The organism is Erwinia sp. 1181_3 (assembly GCF_052824965.1).
The window spans coordinates 641,859-666,194 of the sequence record NZ_VTDE01000003.1 but is presented as its reverse complement, the minus strand read 5'-3'; the positions used below and the strand labels follow the sequence as shown (position 1 = coordinate 666,194).

Below are 24,336 nucleotides of genomic sequence, written 5' to 3'. Positions count from 1 at the left end.
GGCTCAATTATTTTGATAAACGTCTTTGTACAAGCGGCTTTCGAAACGAACCAAAGGAATACGGCGCTGGCGCTGATCTTCCGGTGGCACAGCGTATCCTGACAGGAACTGCACAAAGGCAACACGTTGTCCGCTGGCGGTTGTCATAAAGCCAGCCAGGTTATACACACCCTGTAAAGACCCCGTTTTTGCCGATACCTTGCCATCAACACCAGCTTCGTGCAGACCGCCGCGATAGCGTAATGTGCCGTCATAACCCGCTAAGGGTAGCATCGAAATATAATTTAATTGCTCATCATTCTGCGCAATATATTGCAGTACCTGCATCATGGTTGCCGGAGAGATCAGATCGTGACGCGACAGCCCGGATCCATCGACCTGAATGCTGTTACCCAGATCGATATTCGCCTTCTGACGCAGGATCTGACGGACTGCATCCGATCCTGCCCGCCATGTACCCGGCACGCCAAAGCGTTCATGGCCGATGGTGCGGAAAACGGTGTCAGCGATCATATTGTCTGACTTCTTCAGCATAATTTTTAACAGATCATGCAGCGGTGCTGACTGCGTTTCGGCCAGTACAGTACCGGGCTGTGTGACCTGAGTCTGCCTGACCAGGTGGCCGGTGTAGTCAATCCCGGCATTCTGCAGCTCAGCTTTCAGGATCGCGCCTGCGTAACTGGCCCCGTCCTGGATGGCAAAAGCCAGCGGTAATGGCTCAGAACGCTGGGTCAGACAACCCGTGAGGGTAAAGCGATTAAGCTCACCCGGAACCACATCCAGCTCGCAATACTGCGCATCAGGGGAGCCTTTAGCCAGCGTGCGGACTTCGCTGAACATATTCACCGGATAGTAAGATGCGACGCGAATAAACGCCTTATCACCCGGGTTTGGCGCACTATAAAGCGATACCGAGAAGCAGTTACGATCAACGATGGCAGCGCCGGGCGGGGCACTGAAGCATTGCGTCATGTCATTCCACGGCCAGCCGGGCGCTTTATCGTGGCTGGCAAAAACGGACGTATCAATGACCAGATTGCCATCAATGTGTTCCACACCCTGTTTTCTCAGTGCGGTGACCATATTACGCAAATCCTGGCGTGTCAGGGTGGGATCGCCACCGAAACGAGCCACCAGATCGCCGCGCAGTGTATCGCCGCTCACACTGCCTTTACTTTCCAGCTGTGTATGAAAGCGATAATCCGGGCCGAGTTGTAACAACGCGGCGAGAGCAGTGATCACTTTCATGGTGCTGGCGGGCAGTGCCATCTGTTGGCTGTGATAGTCGATAGCTGGCGTTGTGGCACCAATTTTCTGCACAACCAGCGCCAGATTGGCGCCGTCGGGTAAATATTGGGTATAGTCTTCGACGGGCGCAGCCTGCGCTTGCAGCATAAATGCGCAGGTAAAGCCGGTGACAATTCGTGAAAATCGCATAATCTCGCGGTAACTGACAGGTGATGCTGTCATACTACGGTGCATTGCGGTGGAAAGTAAACGATGACCCCCAGGGAACTCTGGGGTAAAATACGTATCAAATTGCAAAATCGAACCTGCCCTGGAGCTTGCTCCGGGTCAGGCTTCTTTCGTTTCAAATCAGTAGTAAGCGCCGCAGGACGCCCTTCCTGCATGCCACCCGTCAGGATGACGACACTTTAAACAGGATAGATTTTAAGAGGTATTGAGATGAACCAGATTCCGATGACGTTGAGGGGCGCGGAAAAACTGCGCGAAGAGCTGGAAGAGCTGAAAACCGTTAAACGCCCTAGAATTATTGCCTCAATTGCAGATGCTCGCGAACACGGCGATTTAAAAGAAAATGCTGAATATCATGCTGCTCGTGAAGAGCAAGGATTCTGCGAAGGCCGTATTCAGGAAATTGAAGCCAAGCTGTCGAATGCCCAGGTGATTGATGTCACCAAAATGGCGGGCAATGCTAACGGCCGCGTGATTTTCGGTGCCACAGTGACCGTGCTGAATGTGGACACTGATGAAGAGTCTACCTACCGTATCGTAGGGGATGATGAAGCGAACTTTAAGCAGAATCTGATTTCAGTGAACTCACCAATGGCACGTGGCCTGGTGGGCAAGGTTGCTGATGATATTGCCATTATCAAAACCCCAGGTGGCGATGTGGAATATGAAATCTTAAAAGTAGAATATCTTTAATTTTACAGTCCTCAAAATAACTGAGGTTTTGTAAAGATAAGAAAAAGGCCGCAACGCGGCCTTTTATCAGAATCAGGAGCATGGCACTTTCTCCAGTCCTGAGCTTAGTATGGACAAGTCGGCCCGAAAACCGACCTGCTCATCAACGCGGAATGGAAATCTTGCGCTCTTTCGTTGGACGGTACAGTACCAGCGTCTTGCCGATAACCTGCACATTGACTGCACGCGTTTCGCGCACGATGGCCTCAACTACCAGGGCTTTCGTCTCACGATCTTCTGTGGCGATTTTCACCTTGATAAGTTCATGGTGCTCCAGTGCTTGTTCGATCTCGGCCAGCACCCCTTCGGTCAAACCATTGTTGCCCAGCATAACAACTGGCTTCAGCGGATGGGCCAGACCTTTCAGGTGCTGTTTTTGTTTGGTACTCAGATTCATCGTATTTTTTACTTACATTGGGATTGAAAACGGGTCATTCTACCGCCATCTCGGGTGTATCACCAAATCGGCAGCGCTGATTTGAGCGGTTTATTTATCGCTTACGTTGAATCATAGTTGGAAATTGTATGACAGGTAAAAAGCGTTCGGCCAGTTCCAGCCGCTGGCTACAGGAACACTTTAGCGATAAATATGTGCTTGAGGCACAGAAAAAAGGGCTGCGCTCGCGCGCCTGGTTTAAACTGGATGAGATACAGCAAGGCGACAAACTGTTCAAACCTGGGATGACTGTGGTGGATCTCGGCGCGGCTCCCGGTGGTTGGTCGCAGTATGTGGTTACCCAGATTGGGGCAAAGGGTCACGTTATTGCTTGTGATCTTCTGCCGATGGATCCTATCGTCGGTGTCGATTTCCTTCAGGGCGACTTTCGTGATGAATTGGTGCTGAAGGCTCTGCTGGAACGCGTAGGTGAGACCAAGGTTCAGGTTGTGATGTCAGATATGGCACCCAACATGACGGGTACGCCTGCCGTCGATATTCCCCGGTCTATGTATTTATGTGAGCTTGCGTTGGAAATGTGCCGTGACGTTTTGGCACCTGGTGGAAGCTTTTTAGTGAAAGTGTTTCAGGGAGATGGCTTTGAAGAATACCTCCGGGAAATTCGCTCCCTGTTTACGAAAGTAAAAATTCGTAAGCCGGACGCTTCGCGCTCTCGTTCGCGTGAAGTGTACATTGTAGCGACAGGGCGCAAACTGTAACCAGAATAACTGGATTGGCTGTCAGCACCTCAGCGATTCCAAGTGTGAAGGATATAGAGTACCCTACGCTGTCTGTTAACACCGTTGTAATATGAGGTTAATCCCTTGAGTGACATGGCGAAAAACCTGATTCTCTGGTTAGTCATCGCAGTCGTGCTGATGTCTGTATTCCAGAGCTTTGGGCCCAGCGAGTCGAATGGCCGTCGGGTTGATTATTCAACCTTCCTGTCGGAAGTGAACCAGGATCAGGTCCGCGAGGCACGTATTAACGGGCGTGAGATTAACGTAACCAAAAAAGACAGTAATCGATATACGACCTACATTCCCGTCAACGATCCTAAGTTGCTCGACAACCTGTTGACTAAAAATGTGAAAGTAGTGGGTGAACCACCAGAAGAGCCGAGCCTGCTGGCGTCGATCTTCATCTCCTGGTTCCCAATGCTGCTACTTATCGGTGTCTGGATCTTCTTTATGCGTCAGATGCAGGGCGGCGGCGGAAAGGGCGCGATGTCCTTCGGCAAGAGCAAGGCCCGCATGCTGACAGAAGATCAAATCAAGACCACCTTTGCGGACGTTGCCGGTTGTGACGAAGCAAAAGAAGAAGTCAGCGAGCTGGTTGAATACCTGCGTGAGCCTAGCCGCTTCCAGAAACTCGGCGGTAAAATTCCGAAAGGCGTACTGATGGTCGGTCCTCCGGGTACCGGTAAAACCTTGCTGGCAAAAGCGATTGCCGGTGAAGCGAAAGTGCCTTTCTTTACCATCTCCGGTTCTGACTTCGTTGAAATGTTTGTTGGTGTGGGTGCATCCCGCGTTCGTGACATGTTTGAACAGGCTAAAAAAGCTGCGCCGTGCATTATCTTCATCGATGAAATCGATGCAGTGGGCCGTCAGCGTGGTGCCGGTTTGGGCGGTGGTCACGATGAACGTGAGCAAACCCTGAACCAGATGCTGGTTGAAATGGATGGCTTCGAAGGTAATGAAGGCATCATCGTGATCGCGGCAACTAACCGTCCTGACGTGCTGGACCCGGCATTACTGCGTCCGGGCCGTTTCGACCGTCAGGTTGTGGTGGGTCTGCCAGATGTTCGTGGTCGTGAGCAGATCCTGAAAGTCCATATGCGTCGTGTACCGTTGTCGACTGATATGGAACCGTCTGTGATTGCACGTGGTACTCCAGGCTTCTCCGGTGCTGACCTGGCTAACCTGGTCAACGAAGCGGCTCTGTTTGCGGCACGCGGCAATAAGCGTGTGGTATCGATGGTTGAGTTCGAAAAAGCCAAAGATAAAATCATGATGGGTGCAGAACGTCGCTCCATGGTGATGACCGAAGCGCAGAAAGAGTCGACGGCCTACCACGAAGCCGGTCACGCGATTGTCGGTACACTGGTACCCGGTTATGACCCGGTGCATAAAGTGACGATTATTCCGCGAGGACGTGCATTGGGCGTCGCATTCTTCTTGCCTGAGGGTGATGAGATCAGCGCCAACCGTCAGAAGTTGGAAAGCCGTATTTCCGTCGCCTACGGTGGCCGTCTGGCTGAAGAAATCATCTATGGTCCAGACTATGTCTCTACCGGTGCTTCTTCAGACATCAAAATGGCCACCAGCGTTGCGCGCAACATGGTGACTCAGTGGGGCTTCTCAGAGAAATTGGGTCCGCTGCTGTATGCTGAAGAAGAAGGTGAAGTGTTCCTTGGTCGTTCAGTGGCAAAAGCGAAACACATGTCTGATGAAACGGCGCGTATTATCGATCAGGAAGTGAAAAAACTGATTGATACTAACTACGCCCGTGCTCGCCGTATTCTGGATGAGAACATGGACATCCTTCATGCGATGAAAGACGCGCTGATGAAGTATGAAACCATTGATGCTCCACAGGTTAGCGATCTGATGGCACGCCGTGAAGTGCGTCCACCAGCGGGTTGGGAAGAGAGCACCAGCTCTGACAACTCCGATAAAAATGGTGGCAGCCCTCAGGCACCGCGCCCGGTTGATGATCCGCCGACGCCTACCAGCACTATGTAAAAACTGCGCAGCGCTTTCATCTGCTGTGCTGTAAAATTGATATCATCAAAACCCCGGCGCTGACCGGGGTTTTTTTATCCCTGTTACCGGAGAAAATTTGTTATGAAGCTGTACGCCAGAGATTCCGTGCTCGACCTTTCACATCCTCACGTAATGGGGATTTTAAATGTCACTCCTGACTCTTTTTCCGATGGCGGCAAGCATAATGAGTTAATCCAGGCGCTGACTCATGCCAATGAGATGATCAACGCAGGTGCAACCATCATTGATGTGGGCGGTGAATCCACGCGTCCCGGTGCGGTAGAGGTCAGTGTTCAACAGGAGCTGGACCGGGTTATGCCGGTCGTGGAAGCCATCGCACAGCGTTTTGAGGTCTGGATTTCAGTCGATACCTCGAAACCTGACGTTATCCGCGAATCTGCACGGGCAGGCGCGCATATCATCAATGATATTCGTTCCCTGCAGGAACCTGGCGCGTTAGCAGCAGCAGCGGAAACCGGTCTTCCTGTCTGCCTGATGCATATGCAAGGTGAGCCGAAAACGATGCAGCAGGCACCGCAGTATCAGAACATTTTACAGGATGTGGATGCCTTTTTTGTCGAGCATATCGCCCGCTGTGAAGCCGCCGGGATCAAAAAATCACAACTGTTGCTCGACCCCGGTTTCGGTTTCGGTAAGAATCTCTCCCACAATTATCAATTGCTGGCGCATCTGGCGGATTACCACCACTTTGGCCTGCCGCTGTTGGTAGGAATGTCACGCAAGAGTATGGTTGGTCAGCTATTGAATGTCGGGCCATCCCAGCGCCTGACCGGGAGTCTCGCTTGTGCAGTGATTGCCGCCATGCAGGGAGCCCATATTCTGCGCGTCCACGATGTGAAAGAAACCGTAGAGGCGATGCGCGTCGTCGAAGCCACACAGTCTGCAAGGGAAGAAAAATAGTATGAGTGAGCGTAAATATTTTGGTACAGATGGCATCCGCGGCAAAGTGGGTGAGTCTCCGATTACTCCGGACTTCGTGCTGAAGCTGGGCTTTGCTGCAGGTAAAGTGCTGGCGCGTCATGGTTCCAAGAAGATCATTATTGGTAAAGACACGCGTATTTCTGGCTATATGCTGGAGTCTGCACTGGAGGCAGGCCTGGCCGCCGCGGGTCTGTCTGCGGCATTCACCGGTCCGATGCCAACCCCGGCTATCGCATATCTGACCCGCACCTTCCGTGCAGAAGCCGGCATTGTGATTTCTGCGTCACACAATCCCTTTGACGATAACGGCATCAAATTCTTCTCTACTGAAGGCACTAAGCTGCCGGATGAAGTGGAAGAAGCGATCGAAGCGGAAATGGAAAAACCGATTACCTGTGTCGAATCTGCAGAACTGGGACGTGCCAGCCGTATCGTTGATGCTGCCGGGCGCTATATTGAGTTCTGCAAAGGGACATTCCCGAGCGAGCTGAGTCTGAATGGCTTGAAAATTGTGGTCGACTGCGCGAATGGTGCCACTTATCACATCGCGCCAAACGTATTACGTGAACTGGGTGCTACGGTCATCGCGATTGGTGTGCAGCCGGACGGTATGAACATCAACAAAGAGTGCGGTGCGACCGATCTCCGTCTGTTGCAGGAGCGTGTGCTGGCAGAAAAAGCCGATGTTGGTCTGGCTTACGATGGTGATGGCGACCGTATCATGATGGTTGACCACCTTGGCCACAAAGTGGATGGCGATCAGATCCTCTATCTTATTGCCCGGGAAGGGCTGCGCCAGGGGCAACTGCGCGGCGGCGTGGTTGGCACACTGATGAGCAACATGGGCCTTGAACTGGCGCTGAAACAGCTCGGTATTCCGTTCGCACGTGCCAAAGTGGGTGACCGCTACGTACTGGAAAAACTGAAAGAGAAGGGCTGGCGCCTGGGGGCTGAGAACTCAGGTCACGTTATCCTGTTGGATAAAACTACCACGGGCGACGGTATTGTTGCAGGTTTGCAGGTGTTGACTGCGATGGTGCGTAACCATATGACCCTGCACGATCTGTGCAGTGGAATGAAACTGTTGCCACAAATTCTGGTAAATGTGCGTTTCAGTGGTGCCAATGACCCGCTGGAAGACAGCCAGGTCAAAGCGGTGACTGCTGAGGTTGAAGCCGAATTAAAAGGGCGTGGACGCGTATTGTTACGTAAGTCAGGCACCGAGCCTCTCATCCGGGTGATGGTGGAAGGTGAGGATGAAGCGCAGGTGACTGCGCTGGCGCACCGCATTGCTGATGCAGTAAAAGCAGTTTAACCCGATGCCCGGGACGATCTTTTTTAAGTCTTACCGGGCAGGTAATTTACAGAGTGCATAGGATTTTTTTGGGCTAAAGCGTGTGTTTTTTCTCCAAAAAACCGCCTTTTGTCGTTTTTTTCCGCAATCAGTTATGGCGTATGAAATTGCCCTTGCACGTGCGGTCACCTTTGGTTAGTATTCACACCCGCTTCATAGGTAGGTCGTTAACTACTTATTAAGACTAACTGGCTTGAAGCTTTTGATGTGCGTTTAACGCACCAGGAACAAGGTTGATTATGTACGAAGCTCTTTTAGTAGTTTTCCTTATTGTGGCAATCGGCCTTGTCGGTCTGATCATGCTTCAGCAAGGTAAAGGCGCTGATATGGGAGCATCATTTGGTGCAGGCGCTTCTGGTACACTGTTTGGTTCTAACGGTTCTGGTAACTTCATGACCCGTATGACTGCAGTACTGGCGACCCTGTTCTTCATTATCAGTCTGGTTCTGGGTAACATCAACAGCAACAAAACCCAGAAAGGAAGCGAGTGGGAAAACCTGACTCAGCCGGCGCAGTCCCAACAGACTCAGCCAGCGAAACCGGTAACACCGGGCAGCGATATCCCGCAGTAAGCAGTAAATGAAGTTGCAGTAACCGTTTCGACGCGACAGAAATAAAAAAGTCGCCTCTTTAGTGCCGTGGTGGTGGAATTGGTAGACACGCTACCTTGAGGTGGTAGTGCCCGCATGGGCTTACGGGTTCAAGTCCCGTCCTCGGTACCAAATCTCAGTTTTGCTTGCAATTTCTGCAAGTTTTGCGTAGTATTCGGACGCGGGGTGGAGCAGCCTGGTAGCTCGTCGGGCTCATAACCCGAAGGTCGTCGGTTCAAATCCGGCCCCCGCAACCACTTTCCCTTAGAGTTCTTTTTCAAATAAACTGTATACTCCACATTACGTATCTCAGTTGATTTTGAAAAAAATTCTTTTGGATTGTGCCGAGCCGCCAGTGGCGGTTTACAGGGTCCAGTCGCATTAAGCCCCGATATTTCGGGGTTTTTTGTTATCAGGAAGCAGCATCACTGGGCTATAGGCCCTTTTTTTACGTCTTGGGGGTGGGATTGTCCACGTTAGAGCAAAAATTAACAGAGCTGATCTCAGCACCGGTAGAAGCGCTAGGCTACGAACTGGTTGGTATTGAGTTTGTACGCGGTCGCACATCCACCTTGCGCATCTATATTGATAGTGAAGATGGCATCAATGTTGATGATTGCGCTGATGTGAGCCACCAGGTCAGTGCGGTATTTGACGTCGAAGACCCAATTACCGTTGCTTACAACCTCGAAGTCTCCTCGCCTGGTCTTGACCGACCAATGTTTACCGCAGAACATTATGTCCGATTTACTGGCGAAGAAGTGAGCCTGGTTCTGCGTATGGCGGTCCAGAACCGTCGAAAATGGCAAGGTATCATTAAGTCTGTCGAGGGTGAGATGATCACTGTTGCCGTTGAGGGTAACGACGAAGTGTTCGCGCTGAGTAATATCCAGAAGGCGAACCTGGTTCCCCACTTTTAAAAGTCCGGATTGAGGCATACCAGGATGAACAAAGAAATCTTAGCTGTTGTAGAAGCGGTCTCTAATGAGAAGTCCCTCCCACGCGAGAAGATTTTCGAAGCTCTGGAGAGCGCGCTGGCCACAGCCACCAAGAAAAAATACGAGCAGGAAATTGACGTTCGCGTCAGCATCGATCGCAAAAGTGGCGATTTCGATACTTTCCGCCGTTGGCTGATTGTGGACGAAGTGACGATGCCGACGCGTGAAATCACGCTGGAAGCCGCCGTCTACGAAGATGAATCACTGGGCCTGGGTGGCTTTGTTGAAGATCAGATCGAATCTGTTACCTTTGACCGTATCACTACCCAGACTGCCAAGCAGGTTATCGTACAGAAAGTTCGTGAAGCTGAACGCGCGATGGTTGTCGATCAGTTCCGCGAGCAGGAAGGCGAAATCATCACTGGCGTGGTGAAGAAAGTTAATCGTGACAATATCTCACTGGAAGTGCGTCCAAACGATGGTTCTAACACCAACGCAGAAGCCGTGATTATCCGTGAAGATATGTTGCCACGTGAGAACTTCCGTCCGGGTGACCGTATCCGTGGCGTACTGTACGCTGTGCGCCCTGAAGCGCGTGGTGCTCAGCTGTTCGTCAGCCGTTCTAAACCGGAAATGCTGATCGAACTGTTCCGCATTGAAGTGCCGGAAATTGCTGAAGAAGTTCTTGAAATTAAAGCCGCTGCGCGCGATCCAGGCTCCCGAGCTAAAATCGCAGTGAAAACCAACGACAAACGTATCGACCCGGTCGGTGCTTGCGTAGGTATGCGTGGTGCGCGTGTTCAGGCGGTATCCAGTGAGCTGGGTGGCGAGCGTATTGATATCGTGCTGTGGGATGATAATCCTGCGCAGTTCGTGATCAACGCAATGGCCCCGGCGGATGTCGCCTCTATCGTGGTGGATGAAGATAATCACACCATGGATATCGCTGTGGAAGCCGGTAATCTGGCCCAGGCGATCGGCCGTAATGGCCAAAACGTGCGTCTGGCTTCACAGTTAAGTGGCTGGGAGCTGAACGTGATGACGGTCGACGACCTGCAGGCCAAGCATCAGGCTGAAGCTCATGCTGCCATCGACGTCTTTACCAAACATCTCGATATCGACGAAGACTTCGCGACCACTCTGGTCGAAGAAGGCTTCTCTTCTCTGGAAGAGCTGGCTTATGTGCCGATTAACGAGCTGCTGGAAATCGACGGTCTTGATGAAGAGACAGTAGAAGCGTTGCGCGACCGAGCTAAAAACGCGTTAACCACCCTGGCACTGGCCAAGGAAGAGAGCCTCGGCGACACCCAACCGGCAGAAGATTTACTGAGCCTGGAAGGACTGGAGCGCGAGATGGCCTTCAAGCTGGCAGCTAAAGGCGTATGCACGCTGGAAGATCTTGCCGAGCAGGGTGTTGACGATCTGTCAGATATTGAGGGCCTGAACGATGAAAGGGCTGGTGAGCTGATTATGGCTGCACGAAATATCTGTTGGTTCGGCGACGACGCGTAATAAACTGTAGCAGGAAGGAACAGCATGACGACAGATGTAACCGTAAAATCCCTGGCCGCAGAGATTCAGACACCGGTAGAACGCCTGGTACAGCAATTTGCTGATGCAGGGATCCAAAAGTCTGAGACTGACTCTGTTACCCAGCATGAAAAAGAGACTTTGCTGACCCATCTGAACCGCGAACATGGCGGTGGATCTGGTAAGCTTACTCTGCAGCGCAAAACGCGCAGCACCTTGAATGTTCCAGGCACCGGGGGCAAAAGTAAGTCGGTGCAAATCGAAGTCCGCAAAAAACGCACTTATGTAAAAGGCGATCCGGCTGATGCTGAACAAGCAGAAGCGGAAGCCCAGGCAGAGCGTGAAGCGGAAGAACTGGCTCGTCGCGAGGCTGAAGAACAAGCCCAGCGCGCAGCTCAAGACAAAGCGAAGCGTGAAGCCGAGGAGCAGGCCAAACGTGAGGCAGCTGATAAAGCCAAACGTGATGCAGCGGAAAAAGATAAAGTGAGCAATCAACATACCGACGAAACAACCCGGGCTTCTCAGTCCGATAAAGCCCGCCGTGAAGCGGAATCGGCAGAACTGAAGCGTAAAGCTGAAGAAGAAGCGCGTCGCAAGATCGAAGAAGAAGCGAAGCGCGTAGCCGAAGAAGCACGTAAAATGGCGGAAGAGAAAGGCGAAGAGTGGACGCAGGTTAAAGAAGTGGAAGACACTTCTGATTACCACGTTACTACTTCAACTCACGCTCGTGCAGCAGAAGACGAAAATGACGCACAGGTCGAAGGTGACCGTCGTACTCGTACTGCTACACGTCCAGCTAAAGCCCCTGTTCGCAAGAAAGGCAACAAGCATTCTGAAGCGAAAACTGACCGTGAAGAAGCGCGTGCTCAGGTTCGTGGCGGCAAAGGCGGCAAACGTAAACCAAGCACCCTGCAGCAGGGCTTTAACAAGCCAGCTCAGGCTGTTAACCGTGACGTTATCATCGGTGAAACTGTCACCGTAGCGGAACTGGCTAACAAGATGGCGGTGAAAGGCTCCCAGGTCATCAAAGCGATGATGAAAATGGGCGCTATGGCCACCATCAACCAGGTCATCGACCAGGAAACGGCTCAGATGGTAGCGGAAGAAATGGGTCACAAAGTGACTCTGCGCCGCGAAAATGAGCTGGAAGAAGCGGTAATGAGTGACCGTGATACCGATGCGGTGCATGAGTCTCGTGCTCCGGTCGTGACTATCATGGGTCACGTTGACCACGGTAAAACATCTCTGCTGGACTACATTCGCTCCACCAAAGTCGCCTCTGGCGAAGCGGGCGGCATTACTCAGCATATCGGTGCTTACCACGTTGAAACTGACAACGGTATGGTCACCTTCCTGGATACCCCAGGCCACGCAGCGTTTACTTCAATGCGTGCCCGCGGTGCTCAGGCAACGGATATCGTTATCCTGGTGGTTGCGGCTGACGATGGCGTGATGCCACAGACTATCGAAGCGATCCAGCATGCGAAAGCGGCCAAAGTGCCGGTTGTCGTTGCGGTGAACAAATGCGATAAGCCTGAAGCTGATCCAGACCGTGTTAAAACTGAACTGACTCAATACGGTATCATTCCGGAAGAGTGGGGCGGCGAAAACATGTTCGTTAGCGTTTCAGCTAAAGTCGGTACCGGTATCGATGACTTGCTGAATGCTATCCTGCTGCAGGCGGAAGTCCTCGAACTGAGTGCAGTACGTCAGGGCATGGCAAGCGGTGTGGTTATCGAGTCCTTCCTGGATAAAGGTCGTGGCCCGGTTGCAACTGTACTGGTTCGTGAAGGTACGCTGAACAAAGGCGATATCGTTCTGTGTGGCTTCGAATACGGCCGTGTCCGTGCGATGCGTGACGAATTGGGCCGCGAAGTACTGACTGCAGGCCCATCTATTCCGGTTGAGATCCTTGGCCTGTCCGGTGTGCCGGCAGCGGGTGATGAAGCGACCGTCGTACGTGACGAGAAGAAAGCACGCGAAGTAGCACTGTATCGTCAGGGCAAATTCCGTGAAGTTAAGCTGGCTCGTCAGCAGAAATCTAAGCTGGAAAACATGTTTGCGAACATGACCGAAGGCGAAGTGTCTGAACTGAACATCGTGCTGAAAGCTGACGTACAGGGTTCTGTTGAAGCTATCTCCGAATCCCTGATGAAGCTGTCTACTGATGAAGTGAAAGTGAAAATCATCGGTTCTGGTGTGGGTGGTATTACTGAAACCGACGCCACACTGGCAGCAGCGTCTAACGCAATCCTGGTGGGCTTCAACGTTCGTGCCGATGCATCTGCGCGCCGCGTGATTGATTCCGAAAGCCTGGATCTGCGTTACTACTCCGTCATCTATAATCTGATTGACGAAGTGAAAGCAGCGATGAGCGGCATGCTGGCACCTGAGTACAAACAGCAGATCATCGGTCTGGCTGCCGTACGTGACGTGTTCAAATCACCGAAATTTGGTGCTATCGCGGGCTGTATGGTGACGGAAGGTAACATCAAACGTCACAACCCAATCCGCGTACTGCGTGACAACGTGGTTATCTATGAAGGCGAGCTGGAATCCCTGCGCCGCTTCAAAGATGACGTTAACGAAGTCCGTAACGGCATGGAATGTGGTATCGGCGTGAAGAACTACAACGATGTACGTGTTGGCGATATGATCGAAGTATTCGAAATTATCGAAATCCAGCGTACCATCGACTAAGTCGACGACCGCAATCAGCAACACTAATATTTGGGAGGCTTCTGGCCTCCCAATTCTTTATAGAGAGATAATATTATGGCGAAAGAATTTGGTCGCCCTCAGCGCGTTTCTCAAGAGCTGCAAAAAGAGATTGCTATCATTTTGCAGCGTGAGATTAAAGACCCACGTCTTGGCATGATGGTCACCGTTTCAGGTGTTGATGTGTCGCGTGACCTGGCCTATGCCAAAGTGTTCGTGACCTTCCTGAACGACAAAGATGAAGCCGCAATCAAAGGTGGCCTGCGCGCCCTCGGTGACGCTTCTGGCTATATCCGTACGCTGCTCGGCAAAGCGATGCGCCTGCGTATCGTGCCTGAACTGACTTTCTTCTACGATAACTCGCTGGTTGAAGGGATGCGCATGTCTAACCTGGTGACTAACGTGGTCAGAAATGACGAAGAGCGTCGCGGTCCGGCAGAAGAAAATCAGGAAGAAGGTAAAGCAGAGTAATGAGTCGTCCTCGCCGTCGCGGTCGCGATATCCACGGTGTGCTGTTGCTGGATAAGCCTACGGGCTTGTCCTCCAACGATGCACTGCAGAAAGTGAAACGTTTGTATAACGCCAATCGTGCCGGTCATACCGGTGCGCTGGACCCACTGGCGACAGGCATGCTGCCGATTTGTCTGGGGGAAGCGACGAAATTCTCCCAGTATCTGCTGGAATCTGATAAGCGTTACCGTGTGATAGCCCGCCTGGGGCAGCGCACTGATACGTCGGATGCGGATGGTGTCATTGTCAGTGAGCGTCCGGTGGCGTTTACGGCAGAAGCACTTGAACAGGCGCTGGAAAGTTTCCGCGGAGTTACGCAGCAGATCCCGTCGATGTATTCGGCACTGAAATATCAGGGCCGTAAGCTGTACGAATATGCCCGTGAAGGCATTGAAGTGCCGCGTGAATCGCGCAGCATTCAGGTGTACGAGCTGTTGTTTATTCGCCATGAAGGCAATGAACTTGAGCTGGAAATCCACGTGTCGAAAGGGACGTATATTCGCACTATCATCGACGATCTCGGTGAAAAGCTTGGCTGTGGCGCACATGTCACTTATCTGCGCCGTTTGCAGGTTGCCACCTATCCGATCGAAAAAATGGTTACGCTGGAGCAGTTGAGTGCGCTGACGGAAGAAGCACACCGTAGCGAACAGCTTCCCGCTGACCTGCTGGACGCCCTGTTGATGCCAATGGACAGCCCTGCGGCCGAGTACCCGGTAGTGAACCTGCTGAGTTCGGTAGCGGCTTACTTCAAGCAAGGTATGCCTGTTCAGGCGGCGGGTGCCCCCGCCAGTGGGCTGGTACGCGTGACGGAAGGCGACGATCAGAAATTTATCGGCATGGCGGAAATCGCTGAAGATGGGCGTGTGGCGCCACGCCGGCTGGTTGTAGAATATTTCGACTAGCATTCCCCAAAATATTTCGGGTTGCAGGAAGGTGGCAAGTTGGTGAATCCCAGGGAGCATAGAGTACTATGTGACCGGGGTGAGCGAGCGTAGCCAACGCATCTGCTGCTCGAAATATGACGGGTAAATTTGCGCTTGTCTGGCGCTAAGAGTAGAATGGCGCGGCTTTACACTGGGTGGCTGAATTAGAGATCGGCGCCTGTACATTTATCTTAATTTTTGGAGTTGTCTCATGTCTCTAAGTGTTGAAACTAAAGCACAGATCGTTGCTGATTTCGGTCGTGGCGCAAATGACAGTGGTTCTACTGAAGTTCAGGTTGCATTGCTGAGCGCACAGATTAGTCACCTGCAGGGTCACTTCTCTGAGCACAAGAAAGACCACCACAGCCGTCGCGGTCTGCTGCGTATGGTTTCCCAGCGTCGTAAGCTGCTGGATTACCTGAAGCGTAAAGATGTTGCACGTTACACCAGCCTGATCGAACGTCTGGGTCTGCGTCGCTAATTCTTACAGGTTGTCCCGCCACGGTTTCAGAACATCTGAACACTAAAGTGGGTAATCGGACAACCTGGTGCGAGTTTCGCTGGAAAGGGGCCTTTATGGCCCCTTTTTTCAAGCAAGCGGCAGCAATTAAACGCAAACTATTGTATTGTTGGTGAGTGTGATCTTCAGTTGCAGAGGTTCGCGCGGCTAATGAGAGGCTTTATCCCATCTGGGATCAGGGTTGTCATTAGTCGCGAGGATGCAAGAATGAAGATTAGAAATCCACGGTCGGTATAAAAAACTACCGGCCCTGAAGTTAAGGAACTAATTTTGCTGAATCCGATCGTCAAAAAATTCCAGTATGGTCAGCACACCGTCACACTTGAGACCGGTATGATGGCCCGCCAGGCAACGGCAGCCGTAATGGTAAGCATGGACGACACCGCAGTGTTCGTCACCGTTGTAGGCCGCAAAACGCCTAAGCCAGGTCAGGACTTCTTCCCACTGACTGTTAACTACCAGGAGCGTACTTATGCTGCTGGTCGTATCCCGGGCAGCTTCTTCCGTCGCGAAGGCCGTCCAAGCGAAGGCGAAACACTGACCTCTCGTCTGATTGACCGCCCGCTTCGCCCACTGTTCCCGGAAGGCTTCGTAAACGAAGTGCAGGTTATCGCGACCGTTGTTTCTGTTAACCCACAGGTTAACCCGGACATCGTTGCGCTTATCGGTGCTTCTGCTGCTCTGGCGCTGTCTGGCCTGCCATTCAACGGTCCAATCGGTGCGGCACGCGTCGGTTACCTGAATGATCAGTACGTACTGAACCCAACCACCGACGAACTCAAAGAGAGCAAGCTGGACCTGGTGGTTGCCGGTACGAAAGGCGCAGTGCTGATGGTTGAGTCTGAAGCTGAGCTGTTAAGCGAAGATCAGATGCTGGGTGCGGTGGTGTTTGGCCACGACCAGCAGCAGATCGTTATCGATACCATCAACGAACTGGTCGCTGAAGCAGGCAAACCACGTTGGGACTGGACGCCAGAAGCTGTCAACGAAGCGTTACACGCGCGTATTGCTGCACTGGCTGAAGCTCGTTTGAGCGATGCGTACCGCATCACTGAAAAACAGGAACGTTACAACCAGGTTGGCGTGATCAAATCTGAAACCACAGCAGCACTGCTGGCGGAAGAAGAGACCCTGGACGCTGGCGAAATCAGCGACATCCTGCACACGCTGGAGAAGAACGTTGTGCGTAGCCGCATTCTGCGCGGTGAGCCACGTATCGATGGCCGTGAAAAAGACATGATCCGTGGTCTGGATGTGCGTACCGGCGTTCTGCCACGTACTCATGGTTCAGCACTGTTCACCCGTGGTGAGACTCAGGCACTGGTTACCGCAACGCTGGGTACTGCCCGTGATGCGCAGAACCTTGACGAACTGATGGGCGAGCGTACTGACAACTTCCTGTTCCACTACAACTTCCCTCCGTACTCTGTCGGTGAAACCGGTATGGTCGGTTCGCCTAAGCGTCGTGAAATTGGTCACGGTCGTCTGGCGAAACGCGGTGTGCTGGCAGTGATGCCAAAAGGCGATGCGTTCCCGTACACCGTACGCGTTGTGTCTGAAATCACCGAATCTAACGGCTCGTCTTCAATGGCGTCCGTGTGTGGTGCTTCTCTGGCACTGATGGATGCTGGTGTACCCATCAAAGCGGCCGTAGCCGGTATCGCGATGGGTCTGGTAAAAGACAACGACAACTTTGTTGTTCTGTCTGACATTCTGGGCGACGAAGATCACCTGGGCGACATGGACTTCAAAGTAGCCGGTAGCCGTGAAGGTATCACCGCGCTGCAGATGGACATTAAAATTGAAGGTATCACCCGCGAAATCATGCAGGAAGCACTGAACCAGGCTAAGGGTGCGCGCCTGCATATCCTGAGCGTGATGGAACAGGCTATCAGCACTCCGCGTGGCGATATCTCTCAGTTTGCACCACGTATTCACACCATCAAGATCAGCGTTGATAAGATTAAAGACGTGATCGGTAAAGGTGGTTCTGTTATCCGTGCGCTGACCGAAGAAACTGGCACCACCATTGAAATCGAAGATGATGGTACCGTTAAAATCGCAGCGACCGACGGTGAGAAAGCGAAATTTGCTATCCGTCGTATCGAAGAAATCACCGCAGAAATCGAAGTGGGCCGTATCTACAACGGTAAAGTGACCCGTATCGTTGATTTCGGTGCCTTCGTCGCTATCGGTGGTGGTAAAGAAGGTCTGGTTCACATTTCTCAGATCGCTGATAAGCGTGTAGAGAAAGTGACTGACTACCTGCAGATGGGCCAGGAAGTGCCAGTGAAAGTACTGGAAGTTGACCGTCAGGGTCGCGTACGCCTGAGCATCAAAGAAGCCAGCGAACAGGCACAGCCTGAAGCTGAAGCTCCTGCAGCACCAGCACCTGAAGCAGAATAAAAGCATTACCATTGAGTCCTCTGCATCTTCGGATGCGGAGGATTGTTATAACGCGAGGGCGGGATGGCCTTGTGAACGGCAGGCGGATGACAGGATGCTCGTCCCTATGTTTGTTTTCGGGAGTGGTAAATGAAGCCATTTTTGCGCTGGTGTATTGTTGCGACAGCTTTGACGCTGGCAGGATGCAGCAACACCGATTGGCGTAAGAACGAAGTTTTGGCAGTTCCATTGCAGCCTACGCTGCAACAGGAAGTCATTCTCGCTCGTATGGAACAAATACTTGCCAGTCGGTCATTGACCGATGATGAACGCGCACAGCTGTTATATGAGCGCGGAGTGTTGTATGATAGTCTCGGTCTGAGAGCACTGGCGCGAAATGATTTTTCACAAGCGCTGTCTATCCGACCAGATATGCCCGAAGTATTCAATTACTTAGGCATATATTTAACGCAGGCAGGCAATTTTGATGCTGCCTATGAAGCGTTCGATTCTGTACTTGAGCTTGATCCAACTTACAATTATGCGCGTTTAAATCGAGGTATCGCTCTCTATTACGGCGGAAGATTTAAACTGGCGCAAGATGATCTGCTGGCGTTTTATCAAGACGATCCTAACGATCCCTTCCGTAGCCTGTGGCTGTATCTTACTGAACGTGAGATCAACGCAGACCAGGCAAAAGTTTCGCTCAAGCAGCGTTACGAAAAAGCGGTGAAGGAACAATGGGGATGGAATATTGTCGAGTTCTACCTGGGCGATATCAGCGAAAAAACGCTGACTGAACGGCTCCAGGCGGACGCAACGGATAACACCTCGCTCGCTGAACATCTCAGTGAAACCAACTTCTATTTAGGTAAGTACTACCTAAGTCTGGGGGAGAAGGACAACGCTCAAGCGTTGTTCAAGCTGACGGTCGCCAACAACGTTCACAACTTTGTTGAGCATCGATATGCATTGTTGGAGCTGGCGCTACTCGGCCAGACACAAGACGATTTATCAGAATCTGACCAGCAATAGCTGACGAACTTTTATTGCCCGAATTTTCGAAAAGTCATCATCTTAGCGGATGAGGGCCTTTTTGTTCGTCGAAACCACTAATTTGAGCCGGTTCACACTTTTTGATGAAAATGACTGAAAATTTTCACGACGAGTTATGTAGACTGGCCGCCGCAATCTAAGAGGCACGTGTACTACATGACTGATATCCAAACTACTTTTGCTGACCTTGGCCTGAACGCCGACCTCCTCGAATCACTGACCGGCATGGGCTACGTTAAGCCATCTCCAATCCAGCTTGAGTGTATTCCTCATCTGCTGGCTGGCCGTGATGTTCTGGGTATGGCACAGACCGGCAGTGGCAAAACTGCAGCATTCTCGCTGCCTTTATTACACAACATTGACCCTACCGTTAAAGCGCCACAGATTCTGGTGCTGGCACCGACCCGCGAACTGGCGGTTCAGGTTGCTGAAGCGATGACCGAATTCGCCAAACACATGCGCGGTCTGAACGTGGTGGCCCTTTACGGCGGCCAGCGTTACGACGTGCAGCTGCGTGCTCTGCGTCAGGGACCACAGGTTGTTGTGGGTACACCTGGCCGTTTGCTTGACCACCTGAAACGCGGCACGTTAGACCTGTCTAACCTGCGCGGTCTGGTGCTGGACGAAGCCGATGAAATGCTGCGTATGGGCTTCATCGAAGACGTTGAAACTATCATGGCTCAGATCCCAGACAATCATCAGACTGCTCTGTTCTCTGCTACCATGCCAGAAGCGATTCGCCGCATTACCAAACGCTTCATGAAAGATCCGCAGGAAGTGCGTATCCAGTCAAGCATGACGACACGTCCTGATATCAGCCAGAGCTACTGGACTGCCTATGGCCGTAAAACTGATGCACTGACTCGTTTCCTGGAATCTGAAGACTTTGATGCTGCAATCATCTTCGTGCGTACCAAAAGCGCTACGCTGGAAGTGGCTGAAGCGCTGGAGCGTAGCGGTTACAACAGTGCTGCACTGAATGGTGACATGAACCAGGCACTGCGTGAGCAGACGCTGGAGCGTCTGAAAGATGGTCGTCTGGACATCCTGATCGCGACTGACGTTGCTGCCCGTGGTCTGGACGTTGAGCGTATCAGCCTGGTTGTTAACTATGACATCCCGATGGACGCAGAATCTTACGTTCACCGTATCGGCCGTACCGGTCGTGCGGGTCGTGCTGGCCGTGCTCTGCTGTTCGTTGAGAACCGTGAGCGTCGCCTGCTGCGTAACATCGAACGCACCATGAAGCTGACTATTCCAGAAGTAGAACTGCCAAATGCAGAACTGCTGGGTGAGCGTCGTCTGGCTAAGTTTGCTGCTAAAGTTCAGCAGCAGCTGGAAAGCAGCGATCTGGAGCAGTACCGTGCTCTGCTGGCTAAAATGCAGCCAGAAGAAGAGCTGGATATCGAAACACTGGCCGCCGCACTGCTGAAAATGGCTCAGGGCGAACGTCCACTGATCGTTCCAGCTGATGCACCACAGCGTCCACGCAGCCAGTTCCGTGACCGTGATGACAGCCGTGACAATCGCCGTGGTGACCGTCCGGACCGTGGTCCACGTGAACCACGCGAAGCACGCAGTGGTGAAGCACGTGGTGATGCGCCGCGTCGTGAACGTCGTGATGTTGGCGATATGGAAGTGTACCGCATTGAAGTGGGCCGTGATGATGGTGTTGAAGTTCGTCACATCGTTGGCGCTATCGCTAACGAAGGCGATATCAGCAGCCGTTACATCGGTAACATCAAGCTGTTCGGTACTCACTCTACTATCGAACTGCCAAAAGGCATGCCGGGCGAAGTTCTGTCACACTTCACTCGTACGCGTATTCTGAACAAACCCATGAATATGCAGCTGATTGGTGATGCACAGCCACGCAGCAATGACCGTGGCGGCGAACGTCGTCCAGGCGGCCCTGCACGTGGTGGCTTCGGCTCTGGCGCAGGTCGTGAAGGCGGCGCTCCACGCGGTGGTGCTGAAGGCGGTCGTCGTTTCAGCAATGACCGTGGCGGCGAACGTCGTCCAGGTGGCACCAGCCGTGGTCCACGCACTGAAGGCGGCGCAGCACCTACCCGTCGTCGTGATGCGTAATCACTGATGCCCAATAAAAAACCAGCCTTCGGGCTGGTTTTTTTATATCTGCGATTTGTGCCATCCATCTCTGATCATGTAGTGGCGAGGCACGCCTCGCCCTCAGAATCTACAAGGCGTTACGTGCCTGCATCGCCAGCTCGAAGGAGTAGAGGCGAGCCTGGGGATCAAAGATCTGGCCGTTAACCATCACCTCATCCGCCTGCGTTTCGCGCATCAATGCGGCCAGCCCCTGACGCACCTTCTCTTTATCGCCGACCACCGACATATTCAGCGCCTGCTGCACGCCGTACTGCTCGGACGGTGACCACAAATTATCCATATTTTCCACCGGTGCTGGCAGTGGGCCTGGCTTGCCACGGCGCAGGTTAATAAACTGCTGTTGCATGGAGGTAAACAGGAAGCGCGCATCACGTTCGCTGTCGGCGGCGACAACGTTAACGCACACCATCGCGTACGGCTTCTCCAGCCGCGCTGACGGCTTAAAGTTGTCACGATACAGATCCAGCGCCTGTAACAGCATTTCCGGGGCAAAATGGGAGGCGAAAGCGAACGGCAAGCCCATCTGTGCTGCCAGTTGAGCACTGTAAAGGCTGGATCCGAGCAGCCAGACGGGAATTTTCAGCCCGGTTCCCGGAACGGGCTGGACAATCGGCATCTCGTCACCGGAATGATCAAACCAGCGGATCAACTCCGCTACGTCGGCGGGGAAGTTATCGACGTGACCCGCCATATGGCGGCGCAGTGCCAGCATTGTACGCTGGTCAGAACCCGGCGCACGCCCCAGACCAAGATCGATACGGCCAGGATAAAGTGACTCCAGCGTACCAAACTGTTCTGCAATCACCAGCGGTGCATGATTTGGCAGCATGACACCACCAGAGCCTAAACGCAGCGTCTGCGTATTTGCCGCCAGATAACCTATCAGCACCGACGTCGCTGCACTGGCGATCCCGGTCATATTATGGTGTTCGGCCAGCCAGTAACGATGAAAGCCAAGTTTTTCTGACTGCTGTGCCAGAGAGAGTGATGAATGAAAAGCATCGCGTGCGGATGCCCCCTGTGGGATAGGGGCAAGATCCAGTACGGAAAGAGGAACATTTTTTTTATCAGGCATAGTTGCTCACTTTGTCTAACGGCCGACACTGCGCCATGTGCAAAAACGACAGGCTACGGGATCTGTTGTCCCTGTTATTGTCCGTTTGCAGCACTCAAGAAATAAAGTGCGCACAGAACAGACGAAACAATAGTGCCTGCGGATAGTTAGGCTGCTAGCCAATCAAAGTATTATCCATCATCTGCCAGAATGAAACAGCTATTTAGCTGACCAGCTCAAGCCCTGCAACGCGGCGCCAGTAGCCATTACACTCATTGCTGCGTGCCATCATCAGTGGCTGATGGCCTGTTTCGTTTGCGCGGAACCGATCCACCATCGACAACGTTTCTGCATCCTGCGGCGAAAGACGCACAATGTCGACCAGCCCCTGCATTGAGATCAGGTCATTGCCGAGGTTATAGCAATTGCCGCTCATGGTCTGGATCCCGTTCAGGACGAACACCTGCTGGTCTTCCTGAGTGCGAACACGTCGCCCCTGCGGGTAGTCAATGCAGCAGGTCTGGCATTCATTTTTGCTGCGATTTTCAGAGCGGGCAGTAAAGCAGCGGGCAGAGTACGCCAGCGGCAGATAACCGTAACTCAACACCTCGACCTCAAACTGCTGGCGAATGCCCAGCTCATCACACTGCTTCAGTAATTGCACCAGCCAGTCGCGCGACAGTTCCACCGGCATACACCAGCGGGTCATACCCATTTTCAGCAGCAGTTGCAGCGTAACGGCGTTATACACATTTAGCGCAGGTCCGGCGACAAAAGGCACGCCCGCTTCATTTGCCAGCGTCACCGCACCCACATCATTAGCTTCAATGAGAAACTCGCCGTTATCGACATAGCGCTTCAGTTCCGTCAGTTCAGAAGGGGATTGCACCAGTGCCAGAGTGCTCAGAACGACCTGTTTACCGGCGGAGGCCAGCGACTTCGCCATACTCAACCAGTCAGCGGTTTTCGTTGCACGGCGTTTGCTGCAAACAGATTCGCCGAGGTAGATGACGTCAGCCTGACTGCTGGCGGCAGCCTGATAAAAGGCATTCAGCGTTTCTTTTGGCCAGTACCACAGTACCGGACCCAGTGAGTATTTCATGATATCTCCTACTGCCACTGGCGGTGATAAGCACCGAGCGTTGTCTGAGTACCTTCACTCAGCGCACTCAGCGCCGCCATCCATTGCGGCTGCGCGGTGAAATTTTGCGGGTCAGCTTTACAGCGATCGATGGCCTGGCGCCAGATACGCGCCACCTGTTCAACATAGGCCGGGCTACGCTGACGTCCCTCAATTTTGACGGAGACAATATTGGCTGCCATCAGCTCAGGTAAGAGTGCCAGCGTGTTCAGGCTGGTGGGTTCTTCCAGCGCATGATAGCGCGCCTCATCTACCTTATAGCGACCCTTGCACAGCGTGGGGTAACCGGCATTTTCTCCGTTGTCATAACGATCAATCAGCACTTCGTTCAGACGGGATTCCAGGCCTGCCTGGGTTTGCTGCCAGCGAACGAAGCGCGCGGGGGAACAGGCACCGACGGTATTGGGCGACTCGCCGGTCAGGTAAGACGAAAGATAACAACGTCCTTCCGCCATAATGCACAAGCTACCAAACGCGAACACCTCGAGTGGAACGGTAGTGTCACGCGCCAGTTGGCGCACCTGGTGCATCGATAGCACTCGTGGCAATACCACGCGTGCAACATCAAAGTTACGCTGATAAAAGCGTACGGCAGCGGCATTAGTGGCAGACGCCTGTACCGAAACATGGCGTTCAATATGAGGATATTTATCTGCGGCATACGCCAGCATGGCAATATCTGCCAGGATTAAGGCATCAGCACCCGCATCTGCGGCCATATCCACCGCACGCTGCCAGCGTTGGTAGCCATCGGGATGGGCAAAGGTGTTAATGGCCACATGGAGTTTACGTTTACGCTGATGCACGTAGTTTGCGGCTTCCTGCAGGCGTTTATCGGTGAAATTCAACCCCGCAAAATGGCGGGCATTGGTCTCATCTTTCAGGCCGATATACACCGCGTCGGCACCATTTTCGATGGCGGCCTTCAGTGCCGGAAGATTTCCGGCCGGGCAGAGAAGTTCCATAAGAAGCGATCCAACTAATCAGAAGAGTTGAAGAGTTTAGTGAGGAAGGCCGAGACAAATTTTGATTTAAGGCAGCTAATGGCGTATTGATGGTGTTCGTGTACCCTGATAAAACTCATAGAGTTCGCACACTTTGTTGATCCAGCCGTCAGACGCTTTTTGCTGCTG

21 protein-coding genes and 2 tRNA genes are annotated in these 24,336 nt (G+C 52.6%); 18 read left to right on the top strand and 5 right to left on the bottom strand.

Annotated elements, in window-relative coordinates; translation table 11 throughout:
* Window positions 1–3: 3 nt before the first annotated feature.
* Complete coding sequence (gene dacB / locus FY046_RS11505) at window positions 4–1,437, bottom strand: serine-type D-Ala-D-Ala carboxypeptidase (RefSeq protein WP_133844244.1); 1,434 nt, start codon at window positions 1,435–1,437, stop codon at window positions 4–6.
* Between the two features lie 249 nt (window positions 1,438–1,686).
* Here dacB and greA point away from each other — a divergent pair, with 249 nt between their 5' ends.
* Window positions 1,687–2,169 (top strand): transcription elongation factor GreA, encoded by a 483-nt coding sequence (greA, locus tag FY046_RS11500; RefSeq protein WP_133844053.1) that lies wholly within the window; start codon window positions 1,687–1,689, stop codon window positions 2,167–2,169.
* A gap of 142 nt (window positions 2,170–2,311) precedes the next feature.
* On the opposite strand, the gene yhbY is transcribed toward greA, so the two are convergent.
* Complete coding sequence (yhbY, locus tag FY046_RS11495; RefSeq protein ID WP_048914482.1) at window positions 2,312–2,605, bottom strand: ribosome assembly RNA-binding protein YhbY; 294 nt, start codon at window positions 2,603–2,605, stop codon at window positions 2,312–2,314.
* Window positions 2,606–2,733: 128 nt separating this feature from the next.
* Between yhbY and rlmE the strand changes: the two genes are divergently transcribed.
* From rlmE to FY046_RS11410, 17 genes are all read left to right on the top strand, one after another.
* Window positions 2,734–3,363 carry a 23S rRNA (uridine(2552)-2'-O)-methyltransferase RlmE gene (gene rlmE, locus FY046_RS11490; RefSeq protein WP_133844051.1) on the top strand — a complete coding sequence of 210 codons (630 nt, stop codon included), beginning with the start codon at window positions 2,734–2,736 and terminating at the stop codon, window positions 3,361–3,363.
* Between the two features lie 114 nt (window positions 3,364–3,477).
* Complete coding sequence (gene ftsH / locus FY046_RS11485; protein WP_133844050.1) at window positions 3,478–5,388, top strand: ATP-dependent zinc metalloprotease FtsH; 1,911 nt, start codon at window positions 3,478–3,480, stop codon at window positions 5,386–5,388.
* Between the two features lie 102 nt (window positions 5,389–5,490).
* Entirely contained in the window at window positions 5,491–6,330 is an 840-nt protein-coding gene (folP, locus tag FY046_RS11480) for a dihydropteroate synthase (protein ID WP_159337319.1), read from the top strand.
* A gap of 1 nt (window position 6,331) precedes the next feature.
* A complete protein-coding gene (gene glmM / locus FY046_RS11475) occupies window positions 6,332–7,666 on the top strand; it encodes a phosphoglucosamine mutase (protein WP_133844046.1) in 1,335 nt (444 codons plus the stop codon).
* A gap of 278 nt (window positions 7,667–7,944) precedes the next feature.
* The gene (gene secG, locus FY046_RS11470) at window positions 7,945–8,277 is read left to right on the top strand and encodes a preprotein translocase subunit SecG (RefSeq protein ID WP_133844044.1); all 333 of its coding nucleotides are present in this window, start codon (window positions 7,945–7,947) and stop codon (window positions 8,275–8,277) included.
* Between the two features lie 63 nt (window positions 8,278–8,340).
* Window positions 8,341–8,427: transfer RNA gene (locus FY046_RS11465), tRNA-Leu, on the top strand.
* A 48-nt stretch (window positions 8,428–8,475) separates the two neighbouring features.
* Window positions 8,476–8,552 (top strand) — tRNA-Met (locus FY046_RS11460).
* Between the two features lie 210 nt (window positions 8,553–8,762).
* Window positions 8,763–9,215: a ribosome maturation factor RimP gene (rimP, locus tag FY046_RS11455; protein WP_048914488.1), complete on the top strand. Its 453-nt coding sequence runs from the start codon at window positions 8,763–8,765 to the stop codon at window positions 9,213–9,215.
* 24 nt (window positions 9,216–9,239) lie between these two features.
* Entirely contained in the window at window positions 9,240–10,745 is a 1,506-nt protein-coding gene (gene nusA / locus FY046_RS11450) for a transcription termination factor NusA (RefSeq protein WP_133844042.1), read from the top strand.
* A 24-nt stretch (window positions 10,746–10,769) separates the two neighbouring features.
* On the top strand, window positions 10,770–13,463 hold the full coding sequence (infB, locus tag FY046_RS11445; protein WP_133844040.1) for a translation initiation factor IF-2: 2,694 nt from the start codon (window positions 10,770–10,772) through the stop codon (window positions 13,461–13,463).
* Between the two features lie 75 nt (window positions 13,464–13,538).
* Entirely contained in the window at window positions 13,539–13,952 is a 414-nt protein-coding gene (gene rbfA / locus FY046_RS11440; protein ID WP_133844038.1) for a 30S ribosome-binding factor RbfA, read from the top strand.
* A complete protein-coding gene (gene truB / locus FY046_RS11435; RefSeq protein ID WP_167863386.1) occupies window positions 13,952–14,896 on the top strand; it encodes a tRNA pseudouridine(55) synthase TruB in 945 nt (314 codons plus the stop codon). The genes rbfA and truB overlap by 1 nt, the downstream gene beginning before the upstream one ends.
* A gap of 232 nt (window positions 14,897–15,128) precedes the next feature.
* Window positions 15,129–15,398: a 30S ribosomal protein S15 gene (gene rpsO, locus FY046_RS11430; RefSeq protein ID WP_133844034.1), complete on the top strand. Its 270-nt coding sequence runs from the start codon at window positions 15,129–15,131 to the stop codon at window positions 15,396–15,398.
* A gap of 309 nt (window positions 15,399–15,707) precedes the next feature.
* Entirely contained in the window at window positions 15,708–17,843 is a 2,136-nt protein-coding gene (pnp, locus tag FY046_RS11425; protein ID WP_133844032.1) for a polyribonucleotide nucleotidyltransferase, read from the top strand.
* Between the two features lie 129 nt (window positions 17,844–17,972).
* The gene (gene nlpI / locus FY046_RS11420; RefSeq protein ID WP_133844030.1) at window positions 17,973–18,857 is read left to right on the top strand and encodes a lipoprotein NlpI; all 885 of its coding nucleotides are present in this window, start codon (window positions 17,973–17,975) and stop codon (window positions 18,855–18,857) included.
* Window positions 18,858–18,961: 104 nt separating this feature from the next.
* A complete protein-coding gene (yrbN, locus tag FY046_RS11415) occupies window positions 18,962–19,018 on the top strand; it encodes a protein YrbN (RefSeq protein ID WP_100229640.1) in 57 nt (18 codons plus the stop codon).
* 16 nt (window positions 19,019–19,034) lie between these two features.
* Complete coding sequence (locus tag FY046_RS11410; protein WP_133844028.1) at window positions 19,035–20,966, top strand: DEAD/DEAH family ATP-dependent RNA helicase; 1,932 nt, start codon at window positions 19,035–19,037, stop codon at window positions 20,964–20,966.
* A gap of 109 nt (window positions 20,967–21,075) precedes the next feature.
* Here the strand turns inward: FY046_RS11410 and FY046_RS11405 are convergent, their stop codons facing one another.
* From FY046_RS11405 to ubiU, 3 genes are all read right to left on the bottom strand, one after another.
* Window positions 21,076–22,083 carry a luciferase-like monooxygenase gene (locus FY046_RS11405; protein WP_133844026.1) on the bottom strand — a complete coding sequence of 336 codons (1,008 nt, stop codon included), beginning with the start codon at window positions 22,081–22,083 and terminating at the stop codon, window positions 21,076–21,078.
* Window positions 22,084–22,285: 202 nt separating this feature from the next.
* Entirely contained in the window at window positions 22,286–23,164 is an 879-nt protein-coding gene (locus FY046_RS11400; protein WP_446186056.1) for a U32 family peptidase, read from the bottom strand.
* Window positions 23,165–23,172: 8 nt separating this feature from the next.
* The gene (gene ubiU, locus FY046_RS11395) at window positions 23,173–24,168 is read right to left on the bottom strand and encodes a ubiquinone anaerobic biosynthesis protein UbiU (RefSeq protein WP_133844022.1); all 996 of its coding nucleotides are present in this window, start codon (window positions 24,166–24,168) and stop codon (window positions 23,173–23,175) included.
* Between the last annotated feature and the right edge of the window lie 168 nt (window positions 24,169–24,336).